At 55.8% G+C, this 23,826-nt stretch carries 13 protein-coding genes and 6 pseudogenes; 5 read left to right on the top strand and 14 right to left on the bottom strand.

Annotation, left to right across the window (positions count from 1 at the left end; all coding sequences use genetic code 11):
* Window positions 1-57 precede the first annotated feature (57 nt).
* Both acs and FDY98_RS16790 read left to right on the top strand, forming a co-directional pair.
* A pseudogene (gene acs / locus FDY98_RS16795) lies at window positions 58-2,003 on the top strand (acetate--CoA ligase).
* A 275-nt stretch (window positions 2,004-2,278) separates the two neighbouring features.
* Window positions 2,279-2,941 (top strand): response regulator, encoded by a 663-nt coding sequence (locus FDY98_RS16790; protein ID WP_007113812.1) that lies wholly within the window; start codon window positions 2,279-2,281, stop codon window positions 2,939-2,941.
* Window positions 2,942-2,979: 38 nt separating this feature from the next.
* Here the strand turns inward: FDY98_RS16790 and FDY98_RS16785 are convergent.
* From FDY98_RS16785 to FDY98_RS16770, 4 genes and pseudogenes are all read right to left on the bottom strand, one after another.
* Window positions 2,980-6,918, bottom strand: a pseudogene (locus FDY98_RS16785) (hybrid sensor histidine kinase/response regulator).
* Between the two features lie 106 nt (window positions 6,919-7,024).
* A complete protein-coding gene (locus FDY98_RS16780) occupies window positions 7,025-7,534 on the bottom strand; it encodes a hypothetical protein (RefSeq protein ID WP_022522135.1) in 510 nt (169 codons plus the stop codon).
* 135 nt (window positions 7,535-7,669) lie between these two features.
* The gene (locus FDY98_RS16775) at window positions 7,670-9,451 is read right to left on the bottom strand and encodes a sodium:solute symporter family protein (protein ID WP_009287414.1); all 1,782 of its coding nucleotides are present in this window, start codon (window positions 9,449-9,451) and stop codon (window positions 7,670-7,672) included.
* 6 nt (window positions 9,452-9,457) lie between these two features.
* On the bottom strand, window positions 9,458-9,718 hold the full coding sequence (locus FDY98_RS16770; RefSeq protein WP_007113808.1) for a DUF4212 domain-containing protein: 261 nt from the start codon (window positions 9,716-9,718) through the stop codon (window positions 9,458-9,460).
* A 709-nt stretch (window positions 9,719-10,427) separates the two neighbouring features.
* Here FDY98_RS16770 and FDY98_RS16765 point away from each other — a divergent pair.
* From FDY98_RS16765 to ttcA, 3 genes and pseudogenes are all read left to right on the top strand, one after another.
* Window positions 10,428-12,271, top strand: a pseudogene (locus FDY98_RS16765) (DUF294 nucleotidyltransferase-like domain-containing protein).
* Between the two features lie 5 nt (window positions 12,272-12,276).
* Window positions 12,277-12,930 carry a DNA polymerase III subunit epsilon gene (locus FDY98_RS16760; RefSeq protein WP_035537845.1) on the top strand — a complete coding sequence of 218 codons (654 nt, stop codon included), beginning with the start codon at window positions 12,277-12,279 and terminating at the stop codon, window positions 12,928-12,930.
* A 260-nt stretch (window positions 12,931-13,190) separates the two neighbouring features.
* Window positions 13,191-14,111: a tRNA 2-thiocytidine(32) synthetase TtcA gene (gene ttcA / locus FDY98_RS16755; protein WP_027958142.1), complete on the top strand. Its 921-nt coding sequence runs from the start codon at window positions 13,191-13,193 to the stop codon at window positions 14,109-14,111.
* Here ttcA and fnr read toward each other — a convergent pair.
* From fnr to ccoO, 10 genes and pseudogenes are all read right to left on the bottom strand, one after another.
* Window positions 14,104-14,850 (bottom strand): fumarate/nitrate reduction transcriptional regulator Fnr, encoded by a 747-nt coding sequence (fnr, locus tag FDY98_RS16750; RefSeq protein WP_022522221.1) that lies wholly within the window; start codon window positions 14,848-14,850, stop codon window positions 14,104-14,106. The genes ttcA and fnr overlap by 8 nt on opposite strands.
* Window positions 14,851-14,934: 84 nt before the next feature.
* A complete protein-coding gene (gene hemN / locus FDY98_RS16745; RefSeq protein ID WP_027958141.1) occupies window positions 14,935-16,368 on the bottom strand; it encodes an oxygen-independent coproporphyrinogen III oxidase in 1,434 nt (477 codons plus the stop codon).
* Window positions 16,369-16,446: 78 nt separating this feature from the next.
* Window positions 16,447-17,138 (bottom strand): annotated as a pseudogene (locus tag FDY98_RS16740) (sulfite exporter TauE/SafE family protein).
* Complete coding sequence (gene ccoS / locus FDY98_RS16735) at window positions 17,135-17,380, bottom strand: cbb3-type cytochrome oxidase assembly protein CcoS (RefSeq protein ID WP_027958139.1); 246 nt, start codon at window positions 17,378-17,380, stop codon at window positions 17,135-17,137. Before ccoS ends, FDY98_RS16740 begins: the two are co-directional and overlap by 4 nt.
* A pseudogene (locus FDY98_RS16730) lies at window positions 17,377-19,859 on the bottom strand (heavy metal translocating P-type ATPase). The gene ccoS and the pseudogene FDY98_RS16730 overlap by 4 nt, the downstream one beginning before the upstream one ends.
* On the bottom strand, window positions 19,825-20,388 hold the full coding sequence (locus FDY98_RS16725) for a FixH family protein (protein WP_155706003.1): 564 nt from the start codon (window positions 20,386-20,388) through the stop codon (window positions 19,825-19,827). Before FDY98_RS16725 ends, FDY98_RS16730 begins: the two are co-directional and overlap by 35 nt.
* Window positions 20,389-20,394: 6 nt before the next feature.
* On the bottom strand, window positions 20,395-21,831 hold the full coding sequence (gene ccoG / locus FDY98_RS16720) for a cytochrome c oxidase accessory protein CcoG (RefSeq protein ID WP_009287409.1): 1,437 nt from the start codon (window positions 21,829-21,831) through the stop codon (window positions 20,395-20,397).
* A gap of 221 nt (window positions 21,832-22,052) precedes the next feature.
* Window positions 22,053-22,981: pseudogene (ccoP, locus tag FDY98_RS16715) on the bottom strand (cytochrome-c oxidase, cbb3-type subunit III).
* A complete protein-coding gene (locus FDY98_RS16710) occupies window positions 22,978-23,202 on the bottom strand; it encodes a CcoQ/FixQ family Cbb3-type cytochrome c oxidase assembly chaperone (protein ID WP_022522227.1) in 225 nt (74 codons plus the stop codon). The pseudogene ccoP and the gene FDY98_RS16710 overlap by 4 nt, the downstream one beginning before the upstream one ends.
* A gap of 3 nt (window positions 23,203-23,205) precedes the next feature.
* Window positions 23,206-23,814 carry a cytochrome-c oxidase, cbb3-type subunit II gene (ccoO, locus tag FDY98_RS16705; RefSeq protein WP_022522228.1) on the bottom strand — a complete coding sequence of 203 codons (609 nt, stop codon included), beginning with the start codon at window positions 23,812-23,814 and terminating at the stop codon, window positions 23,206-23,208.
* Window positions 23,815-23,826 lie beyond the last annotated feature (12 nt).

Below are 23,826 nucleotides of genomic sequence, written 5' to 3'. Positions count from 1 at the left end.
TAATCGTATCGACTACAGTTTCTTAGAGAGTGCATTTTCACGGACAGAGGCAATTTTATGAGCGATCAACAGAAGGTCTATCCGGTGCGCGACGATTTCGCCGCCAATGCCTGGGCCGATAAAGCCAAATATGAGGCCATGTATCAGCAGTCGATAGACGACCCGGAAGGCTTCTGGGCTGAGCAAGCCAAACGCCTCGACTGGATTAAAGCGCCCAGCAAAATCAAAAACACCTCCTTTGCGCGTGACAATGTCGATATTCGTTGGTTTGAGGATGGCCTGCTTAACGTCAGCGCCAACTGCCTTGACCGCCATCTGGATAAGCGCGGTGACCAGACAGCGATCATTTGGGAAGGCGACAACCCGATGAGTCCAAACACATTACTTATCGCGAACTCTATGCACGCACGAACCAGCTAGCCAACGCGCTGAAAGAGCTGGGTATCGATAAAGGCGATACCGTTACGCTGTATATGCCTATGATTCCGAAGCCGCCATGGCTATGTTGGCCTGTTCGCGCATCGGGGCCGTTCACTCGGTTGTCTTTGGTGGCTTCTCGCCGGACGCCGTTGCCCAGCGGGTTATTGGCGCCGACTCCAAGCTGGTGATTACCGCTGATGAGTCGGTGCGCGGTGGTAAGCACGTACCGCTGAAAGAGAACGTGGACGCCGCGCTGACCCGTGACGGCACTGATGTGTGCAAAAACGTCCTGGTGGTGAAGCGCACCGGCGGTGAGATCGAGTGGAAAGAGGGTCGCGATGTCTGGTTTGACGAGCTGGTCGACAAGCAGTCCAACGAGTGTGAACCGGAAGCCATGGGCGCCGAAGACCCGCTATTCATTCTCTACACCTCGGGTTCTACCGGTGCGCCTAAAGGCTTGAAGCACACCACCGGCGGCTACCTGACCTACGCCGCCATGACCCACCAGTACGTGTTTGACTATCAAGAGGGTGAAATCTACTGGTGCACCGCGGACGTTGGCTGGGTTACCGGGCACAGCTATATCGTTTATGGCCCCTTGGCCAACGGTGCGACTACCCTGATGTTTGAGGGCGTGCCCAGCTATCCCACCCATGGCCGTATGGGTGATATCGTTGATAAGCACAACGTTAATATTCTCTATACTGCGCCCACCGCGGTGCGTGCTCTGATGGCCCATGGCGAAAACGTCATGGACTCCAGCAAACGCGATAGCCTGCGGCTGTTGGGCTCCGTGGGCGAACCGATTAACCCGGAGGCCTGGGAGTGGTTCTACCGCGTTATCGGCAACGAAAAATGCCCGATTGTAGATACCTGGTGGCAAACCGAAACCGGCGGCATCATGATTGCGCCGCTGCCGGGCGCTACCCCGCTTAAGCCTGGCTCTGCGACCGTACCGTTTTTCGGTGTGAAGCCGCGCTGGTCGATAACGAAGGCAATAAATTGGAAGGTGCCACTGAAGGCAACTTGGTCATCCTTGACGCCTGGCCGGGTCAGGCGCGCTCTATTTGGGGTGACCACGAGCGCTATGTTCAGACTTACTTCTCGACCTACGACGGTATGTACTTCACGGGTGACGGCTGTCGCCGCGATGAGGATGGCTACTACTGGATCACCGGACGTGTGGACGACGTGCTGAACGTGTCGGGTCACCGCATGGGCACCGCCGAGATAGAGTCCTCTCTGGTAGCGCACAGCGCCGTTGCAGAAGCAGCCGTTGTTGGTTTCCCGCACGATATTAAGGGACAAGGCATCTATATCTATGTCACCCTGAGTGACGGTATCGAGGCGACAGACGAACTCAAAAAAGAGTTGACCCAGTGGGTGCGCAAAGATATTGGCCCGATTGCTTCGCCGGATGTCATCCAGTGGGCGCCAGGTTTGCCGAAAACCGCTCGGGTAAAATCATGCGCCGCATTTTGCGCAAGATTGCCGCCAATGAGTGTGATGGTTTGGGTGATACCAGTACGCTGGCCGACCCGTCGGTGGTCGATGAGCTGATTGAGCATCGCGCCAACCAATAATGGCGACAACGCGATAGGCTGTTTAGCCAATAGAGCTTGTGTGCCGACTCAAAGCCGTGCCGACCTGAGTAGGTCGGCACGGTTGTGTTTATAGAGGCGCGTTTATAGATAAGCGTTTATGGACACGTGTTTCACTTGTGTGAACGATCTATTATAAATTGTGCATGTGATGCTTGGGCATGATGAAGCCCATGGGGTACCATGCTTCACAACCGTAAGAGCCTAGCGTCGCGGCGGCAGACAACCCCGCTGCTCGAGGAACCGGAGGAATATCCATGGCAGTAGCTCATAAGTTTATCGTCGCTGACGATCACCCGCTGTTTCGTGCAGCGCTGACCCAAGCGTTACGCCAGTTGGCCCCCCAGGCGGAAATTGTCGAAGCGGACACCATGGAAGCCACCACTGACGTGGTGAATCGCCACCCAGATGCCGATTTGATTCTGCTGGATCTGCATATGCCGGGAGCCCATGGCTTCTCTGGTTTAATCCAACTGCGTGGTCAAATGCCTGATATCCCCGTTGCGGTAGTGTCTGGTAGTGATGAACCCTACGTGGTTCGTCGTGCTATTGACTACGGCGCGTCGGGTTTTATCCCTAAATCATCGTCTCTACAACTAATTGCTGAAGCCGTCGGCGAAATTCTGCAGGGCGAGGTGTGGTTACCTGAGGCGTTGGCCAACGTGCTGGAAGAGACCAGCGAAGAGGAGTCGCGTTTTGCCGAGGCGATTGCTTCGCTAACGCCCCAGCAATTCCGCGTCTTGAATATGCTGACCGAAGGCCTGCTGAATAAACAGATCGCTTATGAACTGAGCGTCTCTGAAGCCACGATCAAAGCCCACGTGACCGCGATTCTACGCAAGCTGGGCGTACACTCACGTACCCAGGCGGTTATCGCGGCTCAGAAGCTTGAAGTCGAGCCGCCGAAAGTCGTTTCCTAAGCAAGTAGCAAGCAACGACTGTGTTAACCGCGGCGCGCTTAGCGCGCCGCCCGGTTGGCCTGCAACGTGCGCGTCAGTAGCGCCCGTAGTGCCGCCGGTTTAACGGGCTTCAGCAGCAGTTGATAGCCCGCCCGCTTGATCTCTTCAGCCACCGCTTCGGTACGGTCAGCGGTAATCACAATCCCTGGTACCGCCCCCTCAAAACGTTCGCTGAGTGCTTCCAGCGCCATTAAGCCGGTGACTTCGTTATCCAGGTGGTAGTCCGCCAGAATAGCGTCAGGGTCGCCATCCATATTGCGTAGGATCGATTTGGCCCCGCCGATACTGGTGGCGGTAAACACCTCGCAGCCCCAGCCGCTAAGCATGGCGGTCATGCCTTCCAGAATCAGCGTCTCGTTATCGATGCATACAATCCGCGTACCGCTCAGCTTATGGCTGCCGCGCCGCGCATGCGGCTCAAGCTCGGTGCTGGTTGACTCGTGGGCGGTGACAATCGGTACGCTAACCGAGAAAACCGCGCCTTTGCCTACCGTCGAGCGTACCTTGATAGGATGATCCAGCACCCGGCTCATACGGTCGGCAATGGAGAGCCCTAGCCCCAGCCCTTTCTCGCTCTTTTGTGGCGGGAGACCTGATCCAATCGGCGGAATTCCTGAAAAATTTCGCTCAATTTAGACTCGGGAATGCCGGGGCCGCTGTCCCACACTTCAATAGAGAGCCAGCCGTTTTGGCGGCGGCAGCCCAACAGCACGCGCCCCTCTTGAGTGTAGCGAATCGCATTGGATAAGAAGTTTTGCACGATACGGCGCAGCATTTGAGGATCTGAGTCGACCCAAAGCTGGGTAGGCACGACTTCTAAGTCCAGCCCGCGATCATCCGCCATCACCTCAAATTCGGCGCGTAACGGGCGGAAGATATCCGCTAGGGCAAAGTGACTGCGGCGGGGCGTTAGGGCTCCTGCGTCCAGCTTGGAGATATCCAGCAGGGTGCTTAGCAGTTCCTCGGCGGCCTGCAGCGAGTTATCGATATGGCCAACGATGCGCTGGGTGTCGGTCGTAGTCACGTTCTGCATCAGCGCGGAGGTAAATAGCCGTGCCGCGTTAAGCGGCTGCAGCAAGTCGTGGCTGGCCGCGGCCAAAAAGCGCGTTTTGGAAGCGTTGGCATCTTCTGCGAGCTGCTTAGCCTGGCGCAGGGCGAGCTCTGCCTCGGCGCGTACCCGGTTCTCCTGGCGCAACGCCGCGTTGGCTTCAGAGAGCGCCTGGGTACGCTCACGCACGCGCTCTTCCAGGGTTTCATTGGTCTCTTTAAGGGCAATTTCAGCCTGACGGCGTTCGGTAATATCCTGATAGAGCGCAAAGAAGCCCAGGATCGCCTGGCTGTCACCAAAGTGCGGCGTGTAAGTGACCAGCATATAGCGCATGGCTTCATTCACCCGCAGCGAGACTTCAAAGCTGACCCGTTCGCCGTTCAAGGCGCGTGCGACCCATGGCGCGCGCTCTCCGCCTGCTTAATTGGCAGCACGTCTTCAAAGCGGCGACCAATGACCGCGTTGCGGTCAATATTGAACGCCTGCTCGTAGGCTCGGTTAGTAAATAGGTAGCGGCACTCTTTGTCGAAGTAGGCAATCAACGCGGGCACGTTATCGGTATAGATACGGATATTGTTTTCCGAGCGAATCAAAGCCTCTTCGATGCGCTTTTGCTGGGTAATATCCTGGTAGGTATACACAAAACCGCCGCCAGGCATTGGGTTGCCCTGCACTTCCAGCACGCTGCCGTCCTGGCGGTAGCGCACATAGCGGTGGGGTTGGCCTTCGCGAATATTGTCGAGCAGTAGCTGCACGTGCTCTTCCGGGTCACCCGGACCATACTCGCCGTTGTGGGCGTTATAGCGAAAGATACGGTCTATGGGGGCGCCAACGCGAATCAGGTGGTCAGGGAAGCGGAAAAGCTCAAGGTAGCGTTGGTTCCACACCACCAGGCGAAGGTTCTGATCGACCACGCTGATGCCCTGGTTAATGTTTTCAATGGTGGCCTGGAGCAGCGCCCGGTTGAACTCCAGCACTTGGGAGGCTTCATCGACAATCGAAATCACATCCGAGATGCCGATACCGCGCCCCTGAAGTGCCGAGTTGACCACGATGCGTGCCGATGAAGCGCCAAGCACTGAAGCCAGAAAGCGTTCAGTGAACTGAATAATATCGATTGAGGCGCGAGTGCCGTCGTCCAGCGGTTTACCCACCCGGCGGGCGTAGTCTTCAAAGGCGCGATCGACCTGGCCCGCGCCTAGAAAACGTTCACACAGGACTTTTAAATCGCCCACGGTGGTCGCCCCGGTCCAGGGCGGTTGACCGAGGTCTGGCGTGTTTCCACGCTATCCACGAACAGTGAGGCCTGAATACGCTCGACCACTCGCTGTGAGGTAACTTGGGAAACGAAAATGTAGCAGAACAGGTTTACCCCGAGTGACAGCATCACTCCGTGGGTAAAGCTGTCACCTAAGTTGAGGCCGAATAGCGTCGTGGGCGATAGCCAATTGAGCCCCAACGGGCCGCCGTCAAGCCAGCCAGTCGGCAGTACACCAGCATTGATCATCGCGGGCATAAGCAGGCTATAGGCCCAGATGGCGAAGCCCGCATTCATACCGACAATCACCCCAAGCCGGTTGCCGCGCTTCCAGTAGAGGCCGCCAATCAGCGCTGGGGCAAATTGCGAGGCAGCGGCAAACGAGAGCATGCCAATCGAGGCCAGCGAGGTAAATTCGGCAATCAGCTGGTAGAAGCCGTAGGCCATGGCCAGTACGGCAACAATGGTTAAACGCCGCGCACGTAGCACCAAGCGCCCATAATCCCGTGCCTTGGTATCAAACCAGCGCAGCCGGAACAGCGCAGGGATAACGATTTCGTTGGAGATCATGATCGACACGGCCACGGCGGCGACAATTACCATGCCCGTGGCCGCCGAGAAACCGCCGATAAAGGTGAGTAGCGTTAACCATTGGTGGCCCGAGGCCATGGATAGAGCCAGTACGTAGGTATCGGGCTCTACGCCGCTTTCGGAAAACAGCAGCAGACCAGCGGCGGCTAAGGGCACCACAAAAAAGGCAATGGCCAACAGGTAAAGTGGAAACAGCCAGCGCGCTTTCGTGGCGTCGTCAGGGTGAATGTTTTCCACCACTGCCACATGGAACTGGCGGGGAAGACACAGAATCGCCAGCATCGCGAGCAGCGTTTGGGCCCAGAAACTTTGGCCAAAATCCTGGTTGGCCAGCTGGCGCTGGAGTTCGAGCTGGCTTTCGGCATGCCCCATCAGCTCACCCAGGCCATCAAACATACCCCAGGTAACAAAGGCGCCAAGCACCACGAAGGCGAGCAGCTTGACCAGCGATTCGAATGCCACGGCGTGGATTAAGCCTTCGTGGTGTTCGGTGGCATCGGTGTGGCGGGTGCCGAATAGAATCGCGAAAATTGCCATCACAATGGCCACATAGAAGGCCGTGTCGCCAAACAACGGCGTATGGGTCACATCGGTGGCATCGGTAAGAACGCTAAAAGTAGTGGAAACTGCTTTTAGCTGCAGGGCAATGTAGGGCAGGGTACCGACCAGGGCAACCAGACTGGCAAAGGCGGCCAGCGACTGGGTTTTGCCGTAACGGGAGGCAATAAAATCGGCAATCGAGGTGACGTTTTGATGTTTGGCAACGCGGATCATTTTGGCCAGCACCGGCCAGAAGAGTAAAAACGTTAAAATCGGTCCGACGAAGATGCTCGCAAACGACCATCCCGCGGTGGCTGCCTGGCCAACCGCGCCGTAAAACGTCCACGAGGTGCAGTAAATGGCCAGTGCCAAGCTATAGATGATCGGACGCCGACGGGTGGCGCCGTGGGTACGCGCGCGGCGATCACCGTACCAAGCGATACCGAATAGAACGGCAATGTAGAGTAACGAAACCGCTACCAGTAGCCCGCCGTGAAACATGCCTTTCTCCCCGCCAGAGTGTTTAACGTGCGCCAGTCAAAAGGCTTCATTCTAGGCGAAACAACGGGTCGTGTACGACCGTTTGTACCACGGGCTGTTTATTTGTCTAGGCGCATACGTTGTTGAGTAGCGGTGATGTTTCGCGCAGCGTGCGTATCTCTTCGAGGATAGGGTCGCGGGAGTCTTTATCCAGGGGCACTAGCTCACGGCTCTCGCAGTTGAGTAGATAGGGCTGGGTGATCAAAATATCGGTGTGATGGCGCTCAAACTGATAAAGGATAAATTCCGCTAAACGGGTGTCATCCTGCTCGGTAATACGGATGTTCTCGCTATCCACCATGCTGAATTTGGTGATCATCGGAATGGCAAAAGTCCATGGGCGCCATACCGCCGTGCTGCTTTCGGTTGAAATGACCGTGGCGGTCTCGGGCAGTTGTGCCTGCTTGTGGTCAAACCAGCTGTACTCCACCTGAACTTGATAACCCAGCATACCCAGTCCGCCACACACCGGGACTATCCATTTGGGTAAACGTTTGCCGCTCAAATTGCGCAGTATCAGGCCAATCCCGGCTGCCGCAAGGCCTGCAAAAACGGCGGCGATCAAGTGCCAAATCATAATTTATCCTTTCAAAAAGCCGTCTATAAAAGCTATCTATAAAAGCCATCGGGCCTCCCTAAGGAAGCCCGATGATGAGGTCGATTCCAAAGCGTTATCGCCGTATGGCGATAACGCATCAGGAAGGAGTATGACTTAGTGGTCTATCGCCATGCCAGCACCTTTCGGATAGCGAACGCTTTCCACCAGATCCTGAATTTCCTGCGGCGGTGCAGCTGTCACTCTGGAAACCGCAAAGGCAACGGCGAAGTTGATCATCGCGCCTACGGCACCGAAGGAGAGCGGCGAGATGCCAAAGATCCAGTTATCCGGCGTGTTTGCCAGCATATTGGTATCCGGCACGAAGAACCAGCCCAGGTAGGTAAAGATGTAAAGCAGGGTGCAAATCAAGCCCGCCAGCATACCGGCGACCGCGCCTGAGCTGTTCATCCGCGTGGAGAAGATACCCATCATCAGCGCGGGGAACAGTGATGCACCGGCGATACCAAAGGCTAATGCCACCGTTTGTGCTGCAAACCCCGGCGGATTAAGCCCCAGGTAAGTGGCCAACAGGATGGCACCACCCATGGAGATTCGCGCTGCCAACATCTCGCCTTTCTCGGTGATCTTGGGATTGATCATGGTCTTGATCAAGTCGTGGCTGATCGCCGACGAGATCGCCAGCAGCAAGCCTGCAGCTGTCGAGAGTGCTGCGGCGATACCACCCGCTGCAATCAAACCAATAACCCAGCCGGGAAGATTGGCAATTTCCGGGTTGGCGAGTACCAGTATGTCATTATTGACGGTTAGCTCGTTGCCTTCCCAGCCACGATCAGAGTAGTCGGCAGCATCATTATACATTTGGATACGGCCGTCATTGTTGAGATCGTTGAAGGTGATAAGGCCTGTTTCTTCCCATGTACGAACCCAATCAGGGCGTTCTTCGTACAGAATCGGGTTTTGCGCAGCCTCTTCGTAGTTTTCAACCTGCCCCGCCATCTCTGGGTACACGGTGGTCGCCAGATTCAGACGTGCCATTGAACCGACCGCAGGAGCCGTGAGGTAAAGCAGGGCAATGAACACCAGCGCCCAGCCAGCAGACCAGCGAGCATCGGCTACTTTCGGGACGGTGAAGAAGCGAATGATAACGTGGGGTAGACCGGCAGTACCGACCATCAGCGACAGGGTAAACAGCACCATGTTGAGTTTGTTGTCCACATCGGCGGTGTAGTCGCGGAAGCCAAGTGCGCTAACCACGTCATCCAATTTAGCCAGCAGCGGAATGCCGGATTCAGTATGCGTGCTGAACATACCGAACATCGGAATCGGGTTGCCGGTTAGTTGGAAGGCAATAAACACCGCAGGAATGGTGTAAGCGATGATTAGAACGATGTACTGGGCTACCTGGGTATAGGTAATGCCTTTCATACCACCAAATACGGCGTAGAGGAAAACGATCAGCGCGGCTAACCAAATACCCCAGGTGTTGCTGACTTCAAGGAAGCGAGAGAACGCTACGCCCGCACCGGTCATTTGACCGATAACGTAGGTAACCGACGCCACAATCAAGCAGACGATAGCCACTAAGCGAGCGGTGTTGCTGTAGAAGCGGTCGCCGATAAAGTCAGGCACGGTGAACTTACCAAACTTACGCAGGTAAGGTGCTAGCAGCATCGCGAGGATAACGTAGCCGCCAGTCCAGCCCATTAGGAAAGTAGAGTTGGCGTAGCCGCCTGAGGCTAGCAGGCCCGCCATGGAAATGAACGATGCAGCTGACATCCAGTCCGCTGCGGTGGCCATGCCATTGGTGATCGGGTGAACCCCGCCCCCCGCGACATAGAAGTCTTTCGTTGAGCCGGCGCGCGCCCAAATCGCAATGCCTATATACAAGGCAAAAGAGGCGCCGACGAACAGTAAGTTAATTGCAAACTGGCTCATACCGGCTTACTCCCCAAGGCCAAATTTTTGATCGAGCTTGTTCATCTTCCAGGCATAGAAGAAGATCAGCACGATAAACGTTAGGATTGAGCCCTGTTGTGCAAACCAGAAGCCAAGATCGGTACCGCCAACCGGAATACCGGCGAGCAGCGGGCGAAAAAGGATAGCGCATCCGTAAGAAACAAATGCCCAAACAGCCAGGCATCCGAAAATTAAGCGGACGTTTGCTTTCCAGTATTCAGCAGCGTTGGTTTTGTCATCTGCCATTGTGTTGCTCTCCACTTGTGATTTTTAAGGTTGGGAAAGTTCACGAGGAATAGCGTGTGACCCATCAGGGCAATCGCACGTCTAAAGCCACCCTATCGATAGGAGTGGTGAGTCAGCTTCTGTTAGCACATCACCTTATTATTCGATATGAAATGTCGAGTTAGTTAGTGACGTGCGATTACCCTGCATGACTCATTGTTAATACTGGGCAATAAACGTCAAAAAATAAATCCCAGACTTTGGTATCAATAAACGACGAATTGGCTTTTGGTAAGATGCATGTTATTGAAAATACGAGTTTTTAGAGGCTGTTTAAGCGAATTTTGTAGGCGTTTGAAGAGCTATAGGACGATAGTCTAGTGAGCAAATAAAAGCAGTTATTGGCTACTTTAAATACATGTCCTGGGTTTTGCCGGAAGCACGGTTAGTAAGTGTCGATACTTTGGTCGTGTATCAAAAGTCGCTTCGACTTTAGCGTGATAGCTAAAGGTATAACAAGGTTATACTTGCTACTTGGGAAGTGAATCCTTTATACCCGTACAGCCACCTTCATATAATAATCGATAACATTTTTTTTGAAGCGCTGGTGTGGGCCAATTTATGTGGGCCAGTATCGAGTCACGACGTTTATTTATTTTTGCTTATGTCTGCTAGCGCGCCTTAAGACACAACCCGGTTAGTCGCAGCCCGTTTAATGAGGTTATACCCCATGGTCGATGTGGATCTATCCCAACTGCCGTTTACGCTCCTTGACGATGAGGGGCGTGACCACATTCGTCGTGGCATTGACCTGGCCTATTTTGATCGTGACGAAATCATTTTAGAGACTGGCCAAGCGGGTGAGTTCGTTTATCTGATCCATAAAGGCGAAGTGGCGGAAATCGATCCTACATTGCCCTCATCTACCGCGCGTATTGGTCACTACACGGCAGGGGACCTGTTTGGCGCGATCAGTATTCTCAACGGTAAAAGCCGCTACCGCTTTAAGGCTGAACAGGAGTGCCTGTGTTACCTAATGCCTAAAGCACTGTTTCAGCAGCTGTGTCGCCACTATCCTGATTTCAGCAGTTTTTTTCGCCAATCGCTGACCCATAAGGCGCGCCTGATGACCGAAAAGCGCGCCGAAGGTGGCGTCACCATGGCAGGCTTTATGCTGGCCAAGGTAAGCGAGTGCATGCGTGCGCCACTGCTGATGGCAGCGACGACCGATATCGCTAGCGCTGTAAAACAGCTCAACGAAAGTCACGCCGACAGCCTGCTGGTGTCGACCCAGGACGACACCCTCGGCATGGTGACCAAAACCGATCTGCTCAACGCCTTAGTGCTAAAGGGCAGCGCGGTAACATCATCGGTGGATAAGATCGCCCATTTTAACTTGGTGACCGTCGCACCGGATCAGTACTTATTTGAAGTATTGGTGCTGATGACCCGCCATAAAGTGGCGCGGGTGGTAGTGATGGAGCAAAACGTCTTGAAAGGCGTTGTAGAGCTCACCGACGTGCTTAGCTACTTCTCAAGCCGCAGCTATGTGGTGAGCCTGCAGATCGAGCAGGCGACCAACTTAGAGGCGCTTTCAGCTGCCAGTCAGCGCACCCCGGAGCTGGTCAAAGCGCTGATGGCCCAGGGCGTTAAGCTGCGCTTGCGATGGATCTGCTTGCGGCACTAAACGGCCGTATTATTAGCAAGGCCTGGGAGTTCACTGTCGATAAGCGCTATCACGAGCAGAGCTGCATGATGGTGATGGGCAGCGAAGGGCGCGGTGAGCAGATTCTAAAAACGGATCAGGATAACGGCTTGATTCTTGCCGATGAAACCCAGTGGCCTGATCTTGCCAGCCATATGCAAACGCTCACCGATACCCTGATTCAGCTTGGTTACCCGCCGTGCCCCGGCAACATTATGGTGTCTAACCCGAGTGGGTGGCCACGGTATCCCAATGGAAAGGTAATATTGCCAAGTGGGCCAGGGAGCGTGATGGCGATAGCCTGATGAAGCTGGCCATTATGCTCGATGCTCATGGCGTGGCGGGCAACCCGAGCTTGCTTGAGAGCGTGCGCGATGAGCTGTTTGAACGCTGCTCGGGCGATGAGCTGCTGCTTTCCTATTTTGCCCGCACGGCGCTGCGCTTTTCGACGCCGCTGACGCTGTTTGGTTCGCTGAAAAAGCTCAGCACGGTATCGATATCAAGAAAGGCGGTATTTTCCCTATCGTGCACGGTGTGCGCACCATGGCGCTTGAGCGGCGCATCAAAGCCACCTCGACGTTTGATCGCTTGGATGCCCTGGTTACTGACGGCCGGTTGGATCGCCGTTTTGCCGATGACCTGGGCGAAGCGTTGGCGCTCTTTTCTGAGCTGCGCCTCAAGCAGCAGCTAAGTACGCTGGAAACTTCTGCGGATGCGAAAGAAACTAACGCCCAAAGCAGCAGACGCGCTAACCGTGTCGTGGTGCAGAACCTCTCTTCCCTGGAGCGCGACTACTGCGCGAAGCGATGCATATTGTCAAAGACTTTAAGCAGCGGCTTTCCCACCGTTACCATTTGGAGTATTCGTGAGCGGAATGCGGCTGTTAGATCGACATGTGACGCTATTTAGCGGCTCGCTGCGCACCTTGTTAAGGCGTGAAAGTGACCGGCGTCGTTGTGCAGATTCCCCCTATGCCTGGCTGTTTCAGCCCTATATGGGCGAAGAGCTGGTGGCGCTCGCCTGCACAGCAACGCCCACGCAATCATCACCTGTGATCAGCGTGGCGGCAGTGGTGCTGAGCCATCAGCAGGTGCATACCAGTCGTGCTTTTGTGATCACCCTTGGTAGCGCAAAGCAGCCCGAGAGCGCAACGCTGCGCCGTCATCACTTGCTGTGCGAGGCGGGGGAGATACTGCCACCAAATAGTGATAACTTGAGCGCGCTAGTAGAATTTATCGGCAATCGGCCCATCGTTGGCTGGCAGTTAGAGAAGCGCATTGGAGCATTGAATGCACTACTCAGTAAGCGGCTGAATTTTGCCCTGCCCAACGCCCAGGTCGATGTGGCAAAACTGCATCAGCGCCAACTGCGCCGTTTGCACCCGGAGGTCGAAGCGCCCAGCAGCTTCGCCCAGGCGTTGGCATGCTGGCAAGTACCCGTCATGGGCATGCAGAGTGTGCTTGGAGAGGCCACCGCCAGCGCACTGCTGTATATGCGCCTGCAGCGTATTATGGCGCAGGTGGCATAGTAGTCTCTTTCGTCGTGGCGAGGACAGCTTTCCGCGAGGGCGCTGTGAACCCCTCCCTGGGCGCTACTTTTGTCATCCATGACAAAAGACCCTCGCTCCAAGCTGCCCTCGCACCGAGGTATGGTGCAGCGGTCAAAATAGTCACTTCCAATTGCGATATCTTGTGTGGCTACGTCTGATTAGTTGGGTCAGGCGGTGAGTGTTGTTAGAATAGTTATTACTTTTTTCTCACGCCTTCTACCCTCGGCAGTGCTTATACCATGCAAACTCTTGATCACTTTGATCCTGCTCACCTTGATACGGTTGGAGCCACCCCAGCTGACGCTGAGCACGACCAGCCTGAGCTGGCTGATGCGAAGCAGAAGCGTGAATTTAACAAGCTGCAAAAGCGTCTGCGCCGAGAAGTGGGCAATGCGATCATTGATTATCAAATGATCAATGAAGGTGATCGCGTAATGGTCTGCCTCTCCGGTGGAAAGGACAGCTACACGATGCTGGAGATTTTGCGCAATTTGCAGCGCAATGCGCCGGTCAATTTTTCGCTGGTAGCGGTCAATCTGGATCAAAAACAGCCGGGTTTTCCCGAGCACGTATTGCCTGCGTATCTGGATAAGCAGGGCGTGGAGTACCACATTGTCGAGCGCGATACTTACTCGGTGGTAAAAGAGAAAACCCCGGAAGGTAAAACCACCTGCGCGCTTTGTTCACGGCTGCGGCGCGGCTCGTTGTATGGCTTTGCCGAAGAGATTGGCGCCAATAAGATAGCCCTGGGCCATCACCGGGAAGATATTCTCGAAACACTGTTTCTCAATATGTTCTTTGGCGGCAACCTGAAAGCGATGCCGCCAAAGCTGCTATCCGATGATGGGAAGAATATCGTTATTCGGCCGTTGGCCTACTGCAAAGAGGCTGATATCGCCGAGTTTTCGCGGCTGATGGCGTTTCCGATTATTCCCTGCAACCTGTGCGGTTCACAGCCTAATATGCAGCGTCAGGTGGTCAAAGAGATGCTCGCCGAGTGGGACAAAAAGTTTCCTGGCCGCCTGGAGAGCATGTTCAAGGCTGTCACCAACATTGCCCCTTCCCAGTTGGCCGACCGCAGCCTGTTCGATTTTGAAGGCCTTGAGGCCAAGCAAGCAGAGCTACTGGCGGGGCGTATCCAAGCCTTTAACGTCAGCTAACTGTTTGCTCTTCCTCTTCGGCGAGGGTAATCAAGCGCGGCATATCGAGAATGTTGACCTCTCGCCCGGAGACCGCCACCACGCTCTGCTGCTGAAAGCGGCTTAGTATGCGGCTGACCGTTTCCACCGCTAAGCCCAGGTAGTTGCCGATATCAGCCCTGGGCATTGAGAGGCGAAAGCTGTAAGGCGAGTAGCCCCGGCGACGAAAACGATCCGAGAGGGTAATCAAAAAACTTGCTAGCCGCTGATCGGCGGTTTTACGCGAAAGTAGCCGCATCATACGCCGGTCATCGCGCAACTCTTTGCTCATGCTACGATAAAGCTGGCCACGCAGTTCGGGTAGCTCCTCCGAGAGTAAGTCCAGGCGGTCAAAAGGAATCTCGCAGACGGTGGTCGTTTCCAGGGCGATAACGCTACCGGGGTAATGCTCTTCGTCAATGCCATCCAACCCCACCAATTCACTGGGCAGGTAGAAATTGGTCAACTGCTCGCTGCCGTTACCTTCGGCGGTGATCTGTTTCAAACTGCCCGAACGGACTGCGTAAACGCTGGTAAAGGTGTCGCCCTGACGAAACAGCGGTTCGCCTTTTTTCAGCGGCGCGCGACGACGAATAATGGCGTCGAACTGCCCCACGTCGTCCAGCTCAAGGGCAAGTGGCAGGCACAGTGAGCTCAAACTGCAGGTTTGGCAGCGAGCTTCATGGAGTAGCGAGCGCCGACGGCTCATGGGTTCCAACATGCTTTGCTCCTTGAGAGGGTCCCGCTTATCAATTAGAAAATCCTTACTTATTATAGTCGCTTTAGCATGCCTGCAATAAGGTGATTAAACAATCTTAGAATACTGTTGTCCCGTTTGCCCGGAAAGATGGGTATCAAACGCCATTGCTATATGGCGAATCAGCAGCCGCCCCGTCGGCGTGGCGTTAAGCTGATCACCGCGGCGGGTCAGCAGGCCATCCTGTTCGGCGCTCTGCAGGCGCTCAAGCGCTGGCGCAAAGTAGCGGGGGGCATCGATGTTCCAGCGTTGACTAACGGCGGCCAGGTCAATGCCCATATCGCACATCAGCCGCTCAATCACGTCCCGCCGGATCAGGTCGTCATCACTTAAGCGTATGCCACGCACGGTGGCAAGCTGCCCCTGATCCAGCGTCGCTTCGTAGCTTGCCAGATCGCTCGGGTTCTGCGCATAGACGTCATCAATGCGCGAAATCGCCGATACGCCAAGCCCGATTAAGTCGCACTGAGCATGGCTGGAGTAGCCCTGGAAGTTGCGCTGCAGCGAGCCTTCGCGCTGGGCAATAGCCAGGCTATCGTCAGGGCGGGCAAAGTGATCCATACCGATATGCACATAGCCAGCTGCGGTGAGCATTTCGATGGTGGTGCGCAGAATCGCTAGCTTCTCTTCTCCGCCTGGCAAGTCATCGACATTAATGCGCCGCTGCGGGGCAAAACGCTCGGGCATATGCGCGTAATTAAACACAGAAAGGCGCGCCGGGTTGAGCTCGATCACCTGGCGTAGGGTGTTGGCAAAGCTCTTTTCAGTCTGAAATGGCAAGCCATAAATTAGGTCGAGATTGAGCGAGCGAAAGCCCAGGCGATGCGCCTCCTCCATCAGCGTTTCGGTAAGTACCCGAGGCTGAATACGGTTAATCGCTTTCTGCACCAGCGGGCTTAAATCCTGCACGCCCAGGCTGATGCGATTAAAGCCGAGGGATTCGAGATGGCGCAGCGTAAACACATCCGCTTCGCGAGGATCTATTTCAATTGCGTAATCGCGATCAGCAGACGATGAAAGACCAAAACGTGCATCCAGTCGATCAATCAGGTCGCCCATCTGGTTCAAACTGAGAAATGTCGGCGTGCCGCCGCCCCAATGCAACTGCTCCACCGGTCGTGATGTATCCAAGTGGCGTGCGGTCAGCACCATTTCACGGTCAAGCCGGGCTATATAGGGCTCGGCAAGGGCAGTGTTTTTGGTAGCGATTTTATTACACGCGCAGTAAAAGCAGATCTTGCGGCAGAAGGGCACATGAACGTACAGAGAGAGCGGACGCTTACTGGCATTGCTGCGCTCCAATGCCTGGGTCAGGTCGCCAGGGGTAAATTGGTCGTGAAACGACAGCGCCGTGGGGTAGGAGGTGTAGCGTGGGCCGTTGGTGTCGTAGCGACGCAGTAACGCTTCGTCCCACACCGGCTGCATAGGGGCTGCGGCAGCAGCGGGTGCAAGAGGCAAGGCAGCAGGGGTATGAACGGGCATGAAGGGGCGCTCCGACGTTAGGAAATGCCGCTAGCCTAACCCGTGGTTAGGAGGTAAATGTTGAGCCACGTCATGCTATTAGAGGTTGTGTACCGAAAGCGTCCACAGTTGCCACAGTGCAAAAGCGATAATTGTCAGCGCTGCCACGCTGCGGGTCGCGGGGTGACGTATCAAATGGCTGAGCTGGCGGGCAGCCAGGCCAGTGGCAAGCAGCGCAGGTAGGGTGCCAAGCCCAAAGGCGCCCATGAGTAGAGCGCCCTGAAGCGGGTCGGCAATCGCTAAGCTCCAGGCCAACATGGAGTAGACCAACCCGCAGGGGAGCCAGCCCCAGAGCGCTCCCAGGGCGAAGGCTTGGGGAATATGCACTACGGGCATCAAGCGACGCCCCACGGGTTCGATAAAGCGCCATAGTCGCCGGCCAACGGCCTCAATTTTGAGCAGCCCTTTCCACCAGTTGGCGATATACAGTGCCATTAAGATCAGCATCAGCGCGGCAAATATCTGCAGCAGCAGGCGTGCCGTAGCAGAAAGGGAAAACAGCGTGCCTAGCAGCGCCACCAGCGCGCCTGCGCTCATATAGCTAATAATACGGCCTGCGTTATAGCTGAGCAGCAGGCCCCCCATGCGTGCCGGGTGGCGCATGCTAGGGGTACTGCAAAGGTGAGCGCACTCATAATGCCGCCACACATGCCGATACAGTGGGCGCCACCCATCAAGCCGAACACAAACGCCGCCATGAGCGGCGGCAGATCAAGCCCTGTCGGATTCATGAACGGGGCTCTGGGTCGTCGGGTGAGTTTGCATCGGATGGCGCAGCGTTTTTTTGCTTGGTTTGCTGACGCTGGCGGCGCTGCTCAGGGCTAAGATCGTTTTCATCCTCATCAAATAGAATGCGGTGCGCTGGGCCTTCTAGGTCATCGAACTGATCATTTTTCACCGCCCAGAAAAACGCCCAGACGGCGAGGCCCAGCAAAATCAGGGAAAGCGGGATCAGCAGATAAAGAATCGTCATGCGGCCACCGGTGTTGAAGTGTCGAGCGTTGGCGCGTGCTGAGGTCGCCAGCGCGACAGTCGCAGGGCATTACCCACCACTACTAGCGAGCTAAGCGACATTCCAATTGCGGCTAGCCAGGGCGGCACCAGACCCATTGCCGCCAGCGGCAGCGCCGAAAAGTTGTAGCACACTGACCAAATCATGTTCTGGCGCATGATACGCCGGGTGGCGCGGGAAATCTCGATGGCCTCAAAAATCCGCATCAGACGTGGGCTGAGCAGCACTGCGTCGGCGCGGGTGCGGGCTAGATCCGTTGCGCCATTCATGGCAATCGCCACATCGGCACCGGCTAACACCGGCACGTCGTTAATGCCGTCACCAATCATCGCCACGGTTTCGCCTGCGGCTTGAAGCTCTTTCATCCGGGCCAGCTTGCCTTCTGGGCTGGTGCCCGCATGCCAGATGGCAATATTGAGCTGATCGGCCAGGCTTTCCACGGCATCTTCGGTGTCACCAGATAGCAGCTCCACGCTTAACCCCAGAGTCTGGAGGGCTTTGATCGTGGCGGCAGCGTCGTCGCGAACGCCATCGTGCAGGCCAAACCAGGCGCGGGGTGCACCGTTTTCACTAAGCAGCAGCCACTGACCTTTGGCCGGCGCCGCTATGACGTCATCCTCGGTGCTATCTATTGTGCTATCCATTGCGCTATCTATTGCAAACCTGGGCTTGCCCAACCGCCAACGAGCGCCGTTTAGGCTCCCTTCGAGCCCTTGCCCGGTGTGGCTGTGAATATCTTTGGCTTGCAGGGTCGCATCCCGGAACGGCCTAAAGGCGCGGGCGATCGGGTGTTCCGAGTGGGCCTCAAGGGCGGCGGCAATGGCCCGTGCATGCTCGGCGGTTAATTCACCAAAGGGCTGGGTTTGGGTAAGGTGCATTTCGCCGCGGGTCAGGGTGCCGGTTTTATCAAAAATCACCCGGGTAACGTTAGAGAGCGTCTCCATGGCATCGGCGCGGGTGATCAAGACACCGCGCTTTCGCAGTTGGCCATGGCCAGCTGCCAGTGCCGCGGGAGTGGCCAGCGCCAGCGCGCAGGGGCAGGTCACCACCAGCACCGAAAGTAGCACCCAGAGCATCCGTGAAGGGTCGATAAACCACCAGGCGAGGGTCACGCAAGCCGTTACTACCAGCAGGCGCAGCACGAATAGGTGTGCCATGCGCGCAGCCATCTGGGCCAGCCGTGGGCGGCTGGCAAAGGCACGGTCGGTCAGATCGACGATACCTGCTACACGGGCATCGCGCCCTGCGTGGGTAACCCTTATCACCAGCGGGTTTTCCATGTTTTGGCTACCGCCGGTAATGCGGTCGCCCACTCGGCGGGTTGCTGGTAGGTATTCGCCGGTCAGCATTGATTCGTCCAGGCTCGATTCACCCTCCTCGATGATGCCATCGGCAGGCACGCCATGGCCGGGCTTGATCAATACGCGATCGCCGGGAGTGAGTTCGCTGGCGGGCAGAATGCGCTCGCTGCCGTCACTTTCCAGCCGTGTGGCCGAAATCGGCAGCACGCCGCTCAGCGCATTGCCGCTATGCCCGCTGCGGCGCCTGGCGCGACTCTCCACGTAGCGGCCAAACAGCAAAAAGAAGGTGAACATGGTCACTGAGTCAAAATAGACCTCGCCCACGTCAAACAGCACCGCATAGCTGCTGGCAAGATACGCCCCGCCGATTGCCAGTGACACCGGCACATCCATGCCCAGTACGCCGGTGCGCAGGTCGCGCAGGGCGTTGCGGAAAAACGGCTGGGCGGAGAAAAACACCACTGGCGTGGCCAGGGCAAAGGAGAGCCAGTGGAACAGTGCGTAGAAGTCGTCGCTGATTTCACCGGGGCCGGAGACATAGATCGGGATCGAGAACATCATCACCTGCATCATGCCGACGGCGGCAATAATCAGCCGACGTACGTTCATGCGCTCTTCATGCTGCAGGCGCGCCTGGGCCTGGTCTGGCTCGTAGGGCTGGGCCTCGTAGCCAATCGCGGCCAGTTCGGCCAGCAGTTGCGAAAGCTTCAGCTGCTGAGGATCCCAGCTCACCCGCAGGCGGTGGTGAGTTAAGTTCACTGCGCTGGTGGCAATTCCCGTTAAGGCATTCAGGCGGTGCTCGATCAGCCAGGCGCAGGCAGCACAGGTAATGCCTTCGATGGCGAGGGTTGCTTTGACGTTGCCTCATCGCCGTCGGGGTGAACAAACTGTGCCTGAAGTCCGGGGTCGTCAAACACCGACCAGGTATCGGCTTTGGCAGCCTGATGTTCATCAGGGCGTTCGGGCAGTTCGGTACGGTAGCGGTAGTAGCTTTCAAGGCCCCCATCCACGATGGCATGGGCCACCGCTTCGCAGCCAGGGCAGCAGAGCGGATGGGCATGATCATCAAGGGTAATCGACCAGGGAGCCCCAGCAGGCACCGGGTTACCACAGTGATAGCAGGGCGCGGCGTTGCTCATTCGCTGCTTTGCGTCCTCCCGGCAGTAGTGTGACGCTGTCTTCATCGGGGAATGTGGCTTCACCGGTAAGGCGCCAATCGGCATTTTCCAGCGCGGGCTGAATCTGCAGATACCAGCGGTAACGCAGGTTGTCAGGGCCTTGTGTGATATAGCGGCCGTCACGGACATGCTCAAGTACGAAGGATTGATCACGATCATCTTCGGTAGGGAAGATAAAATCCAAATAGAGTTTGTCGGGACGCGCATCGCCGCTTAAATCAATCACAATATCGCTGGTAAGCGGATCAAGGCGTAAATCTGCGCTTAGGTTTAACTCTCTGGCACGGTCTTGCTTGGCAAGCACCATATTGATGGCTTTGCCATGCTTGTAATAATCCTCCTGAACAACCATGCCATCGAAGCTTTTAACCGACATAACGGCAAAGGTAATACTAAACATAATGGATGAGAGCAGAATGCCGATTAAAAACCACGGCCAAAACTGCTTATACCAAGGCGTCACCTTATCGCCAGAGGGTAGGGATGACATAGTTGCTTATCTCCTAATATTGCCCAGGAAGCTGGTTTCGCGCTCGATACGAATATCCGCATCCTGTTGAGCCTGCAGCGTGAATACAATGGGGTGGCTGGGTTGCTGTAAATCGTCGGGATCGGCGGTCACGGTGACGGCTTCGAAGCGCGACTCCCCCGCGGGTACGCTAATAGTACTGCTGTCTAGAGTGAGGCTGGGCAATCCTGCAACGCTTAGCTGGTAGGTGTGGTCTTGATCATCCAGGTTGCGAATGGTCAGGCTAAATACATTGCTAATCTGACCGTCGCGGGTCATTTGGTAGAGCTGGGTGCGCTCGCGCTCAGCATCAAAATTGAGCGGCATACGGTCGTTAATGGCCCAGGCAAAGGTGCCCACCATCAGCACCAGGGCGGCGAAATAACCGAGCAGGCGTGGGCGCATGATATGGCTCTTTTTGCCCTCCAGGGCATTTTCGGTGGTGTAGCGCACCAAACCTCGCGGGTAGCCCATTTTATCCATCACGCTATCGCAGGCATCGATACAGGCGGCGCAGGTAATACACTCATACTGCAGTCCATCGCGGATATCGATGCCAGTAGGACAGACCTGCACGCAAAGGTCACAATCGATACAGTCGCCATAGCCTGCCTCGCGGGCTTCTAAATGGCTTAGGTTTTTTTTGCGATGGCCTCGGGGTTCGCCACGTGATTCATCGTAGGAGACGATCAATGTGTCGCGGTCAAACATGACCGATTGGAAACGCGCATAGGGGCACATGTAGATGCACACCTGTTCGCGCAGCCAGCCCGCGTTGAGGTAAGTAAATACCAGGAAAAAACCAACCCAGAAGTAGGACCAGCCGTGAGCTTCAAGGGTGGGGAGCTCTGTCACTAAATCACGAATCGGCGTGAAGTAACCCACAAAGGTAATGCCGGTGGCGAGGGCAATGAGCAGCCAGGCCGTGTGTTTAGCCCCCTTGCGCCAAGCTTTGTCGGCGGTCATCGGTTGGTTATCGAGTTTGATGCGCCGATTGCGCGAGCCCTCGATACGGTGTTCAAGCCAAATGAATAGAAATGTCCAAACGCTTTGCGGACAGGTGTAGCCACACCAGACCCGACCCGCAAAAACGGTAATAAAAAATAGCCCAAAGGCGCAGATAATCAGCAGCCATGACAGCAGGATGAACTCCTGCGGGTAAAATGTGGCGCTAAAAATATGGAATTCACGGTTAGGCAGGTCGAATAGAATTAACGGCCGACCACCGATGTTAATCCACGGTAAAAGAAAAAATGCCAGCATTAACGCCCAGTTGGCACTGCGCCGTAGCTTTTGGAAAACGCCTTTAATTTCGCGCACGTAAATGTGTCGCCGCTTGGCGTACATTTCTTGGGTAACCGTTTCAGAGGGAACGTGATGTCCCACCGGATTCGGCGTGACGTCTTGGCTTGGTATCTTTTCCATGGCGATATTCCCGGCTCAGAAGGCAGGAGAGGTGGCACCTTTCTTCAACTAGACGAAATGCTCAATTAAAGGAAGTGCTTTGTTAAATATGATGCTTAGTCGCGGTCTTATGTGTTTCGTTAATATTGTATCGGGTTGGGTATAAAGAAAGGGTGCGGTTTGGGGCCGCACCCTTGCTTGGCTAGCGTTGCTGACGGTAACTGCTATCTGTCAGCGGTCAATCAGTCCGCTAAGCGCAGGCTATACACATAGGCGGCAACCAGATGAACACGCTCTTCACCAATATAGGCCGCTTGCGCAGGCATATGACCGTTACGGCCGTTACGCAGCGTTTGACGGATAGAGTCACCGACTTCCTGGCCGGGTGCCAAATAAAGCCAAGTGTTATCGGTCAGGTTGGGTGCGCCGAGAGCCGTGTTACCCGTGCCGCTGGGGCCGTGGCAGGCAGCACACACCGCCATAAAGGTGCTTTCGCCCTGTTCAGCCTGCGCCTCGTCATGTTCTTCATTAGACAGCGAAAGTACGTATTGCGTCAGGTTCTCAATATTCTCCTGACCCAGTTGCTGCCAGGAGGGCATTAGGCCGTTACGGCCATTATTGAGAGTGGTCAAAATTTTTCTGGCTCACCGCCGTATAGCCAATCGTCGTCGGTCAGGTTGGGAAAGCCATAACCGCCCTGAGCGTTGGAGCCGTGACACACCGCACAGTTGTTCTGGTAAACACGCTCGGCAACCTGCATCGCCTCCGGATCTTCGGCAAGCTCAGGAATGGGTACTTCCTGGTACTGGGCAAAAATAGGTGTGAAGCGCTCTTCGGCTTGAGCCACTTCCTCTTCCCATTGACCCTCCTGCGACCAACCAAAGATACCTGCGTAGTTGCCCAGGCCGGGATAGAGTACCAAATAGACCAGTGCAAAAATTACTGTTATGACGAAAAGCTGGAACCACCACTTTGGCAGCGGGTTGTCATACTCTTCGATGCCATCGGCGGCGTGGCCGGTGGTTTCAACGTTACCGTCCGTGTCAGGCGTTTTATCGGTACGACGGTTGGCCAGCAGTATCCATACGCTCAGCGCAATCGTGCCCAGCGTAATGATAATGATCCAGGCGCTCCAGAAGCCGGATAGGGAGTCACCCCATAGATTACTCATATATTCTTATCTCCCCTGTCGTCGCGGGAATGCGCTTCGCTGTCGCGTTCACGCGAAGCGTGCTTGTCACTGGTCGGTTGCTCATCGTCGTCTGCAAAGGGCAAATTAGCCGCTTCGTCGAAATCTGGCTTGCGTCGCTTGGAGTACGCCCAGAGGGCAATACCGATAAACGCGAAAATCAAGATCAGCGTGATGAGACCGCGAAAAGTTCCCGTATCCATAACTTAGCGAGTGCCCTCGAGCACGGTTCCGAGCTGCTGTAAGTACGCGACCAGGGCCGTGATTTCCTGGGTGCCGCGTACGTCGTCAGTAGCGTTGGCGATATCTTCGTCGGTATAGGGCACGCCCAGTTGACGCAGCGTACGCATCTTTTGGGGAGTGGCATCACCATCGAGGGTGTTTTCAAACAGCCAGGGGTAAGCCGGCATTACCGATTCAGGGACTACATCCCGGGGGTTGTAGAGGTGAGCACGGTGCCAGTCATCGCTATAGCGGCCGCCAACACGCGCCAGGTCTGGACCGGTGCGCTTGGAGCCCCATAGGAAGTTGTGCTCATATACCTGCTCGCCCGCCACATTGTAGTGGCCATAGCGCTCGGTTTCCGCACGGAACGGGCGCACCATTTGCGAGTGACAGCCCACGCAACCTTCGCGGCGATAGATGTCACGGCCTTCCAGCTCCAGGGCTGACAGCGGCTCCAGGCCTTCAACCGGCTCGGTGGTCTGCTTCTGGAAAAACAGTGGAACCACCTCCGCCAAGCCGCCGAAACTGATCACGACAAGGATCAACACGGCAAGCAGGCCAACGTTCTTTTCGACAATCTCGTGTTTCATTGGTCTCAACTT

The organism is Halomonas sp. PA16-9, assembly GCF_009728585.1.
GTDB classification, from domain to species: domain Bacteria; phylum Pseudomonadota; class Gammaproteobacteria; order Pseudomonadales; family Halomonadaceae; genus Vreelandella; species Vreelandella titanicae.
Note: the sequence above shows the minus strand (reverse complement) of the source record. Positions and strands in the feature narration are given on the sequence as shown.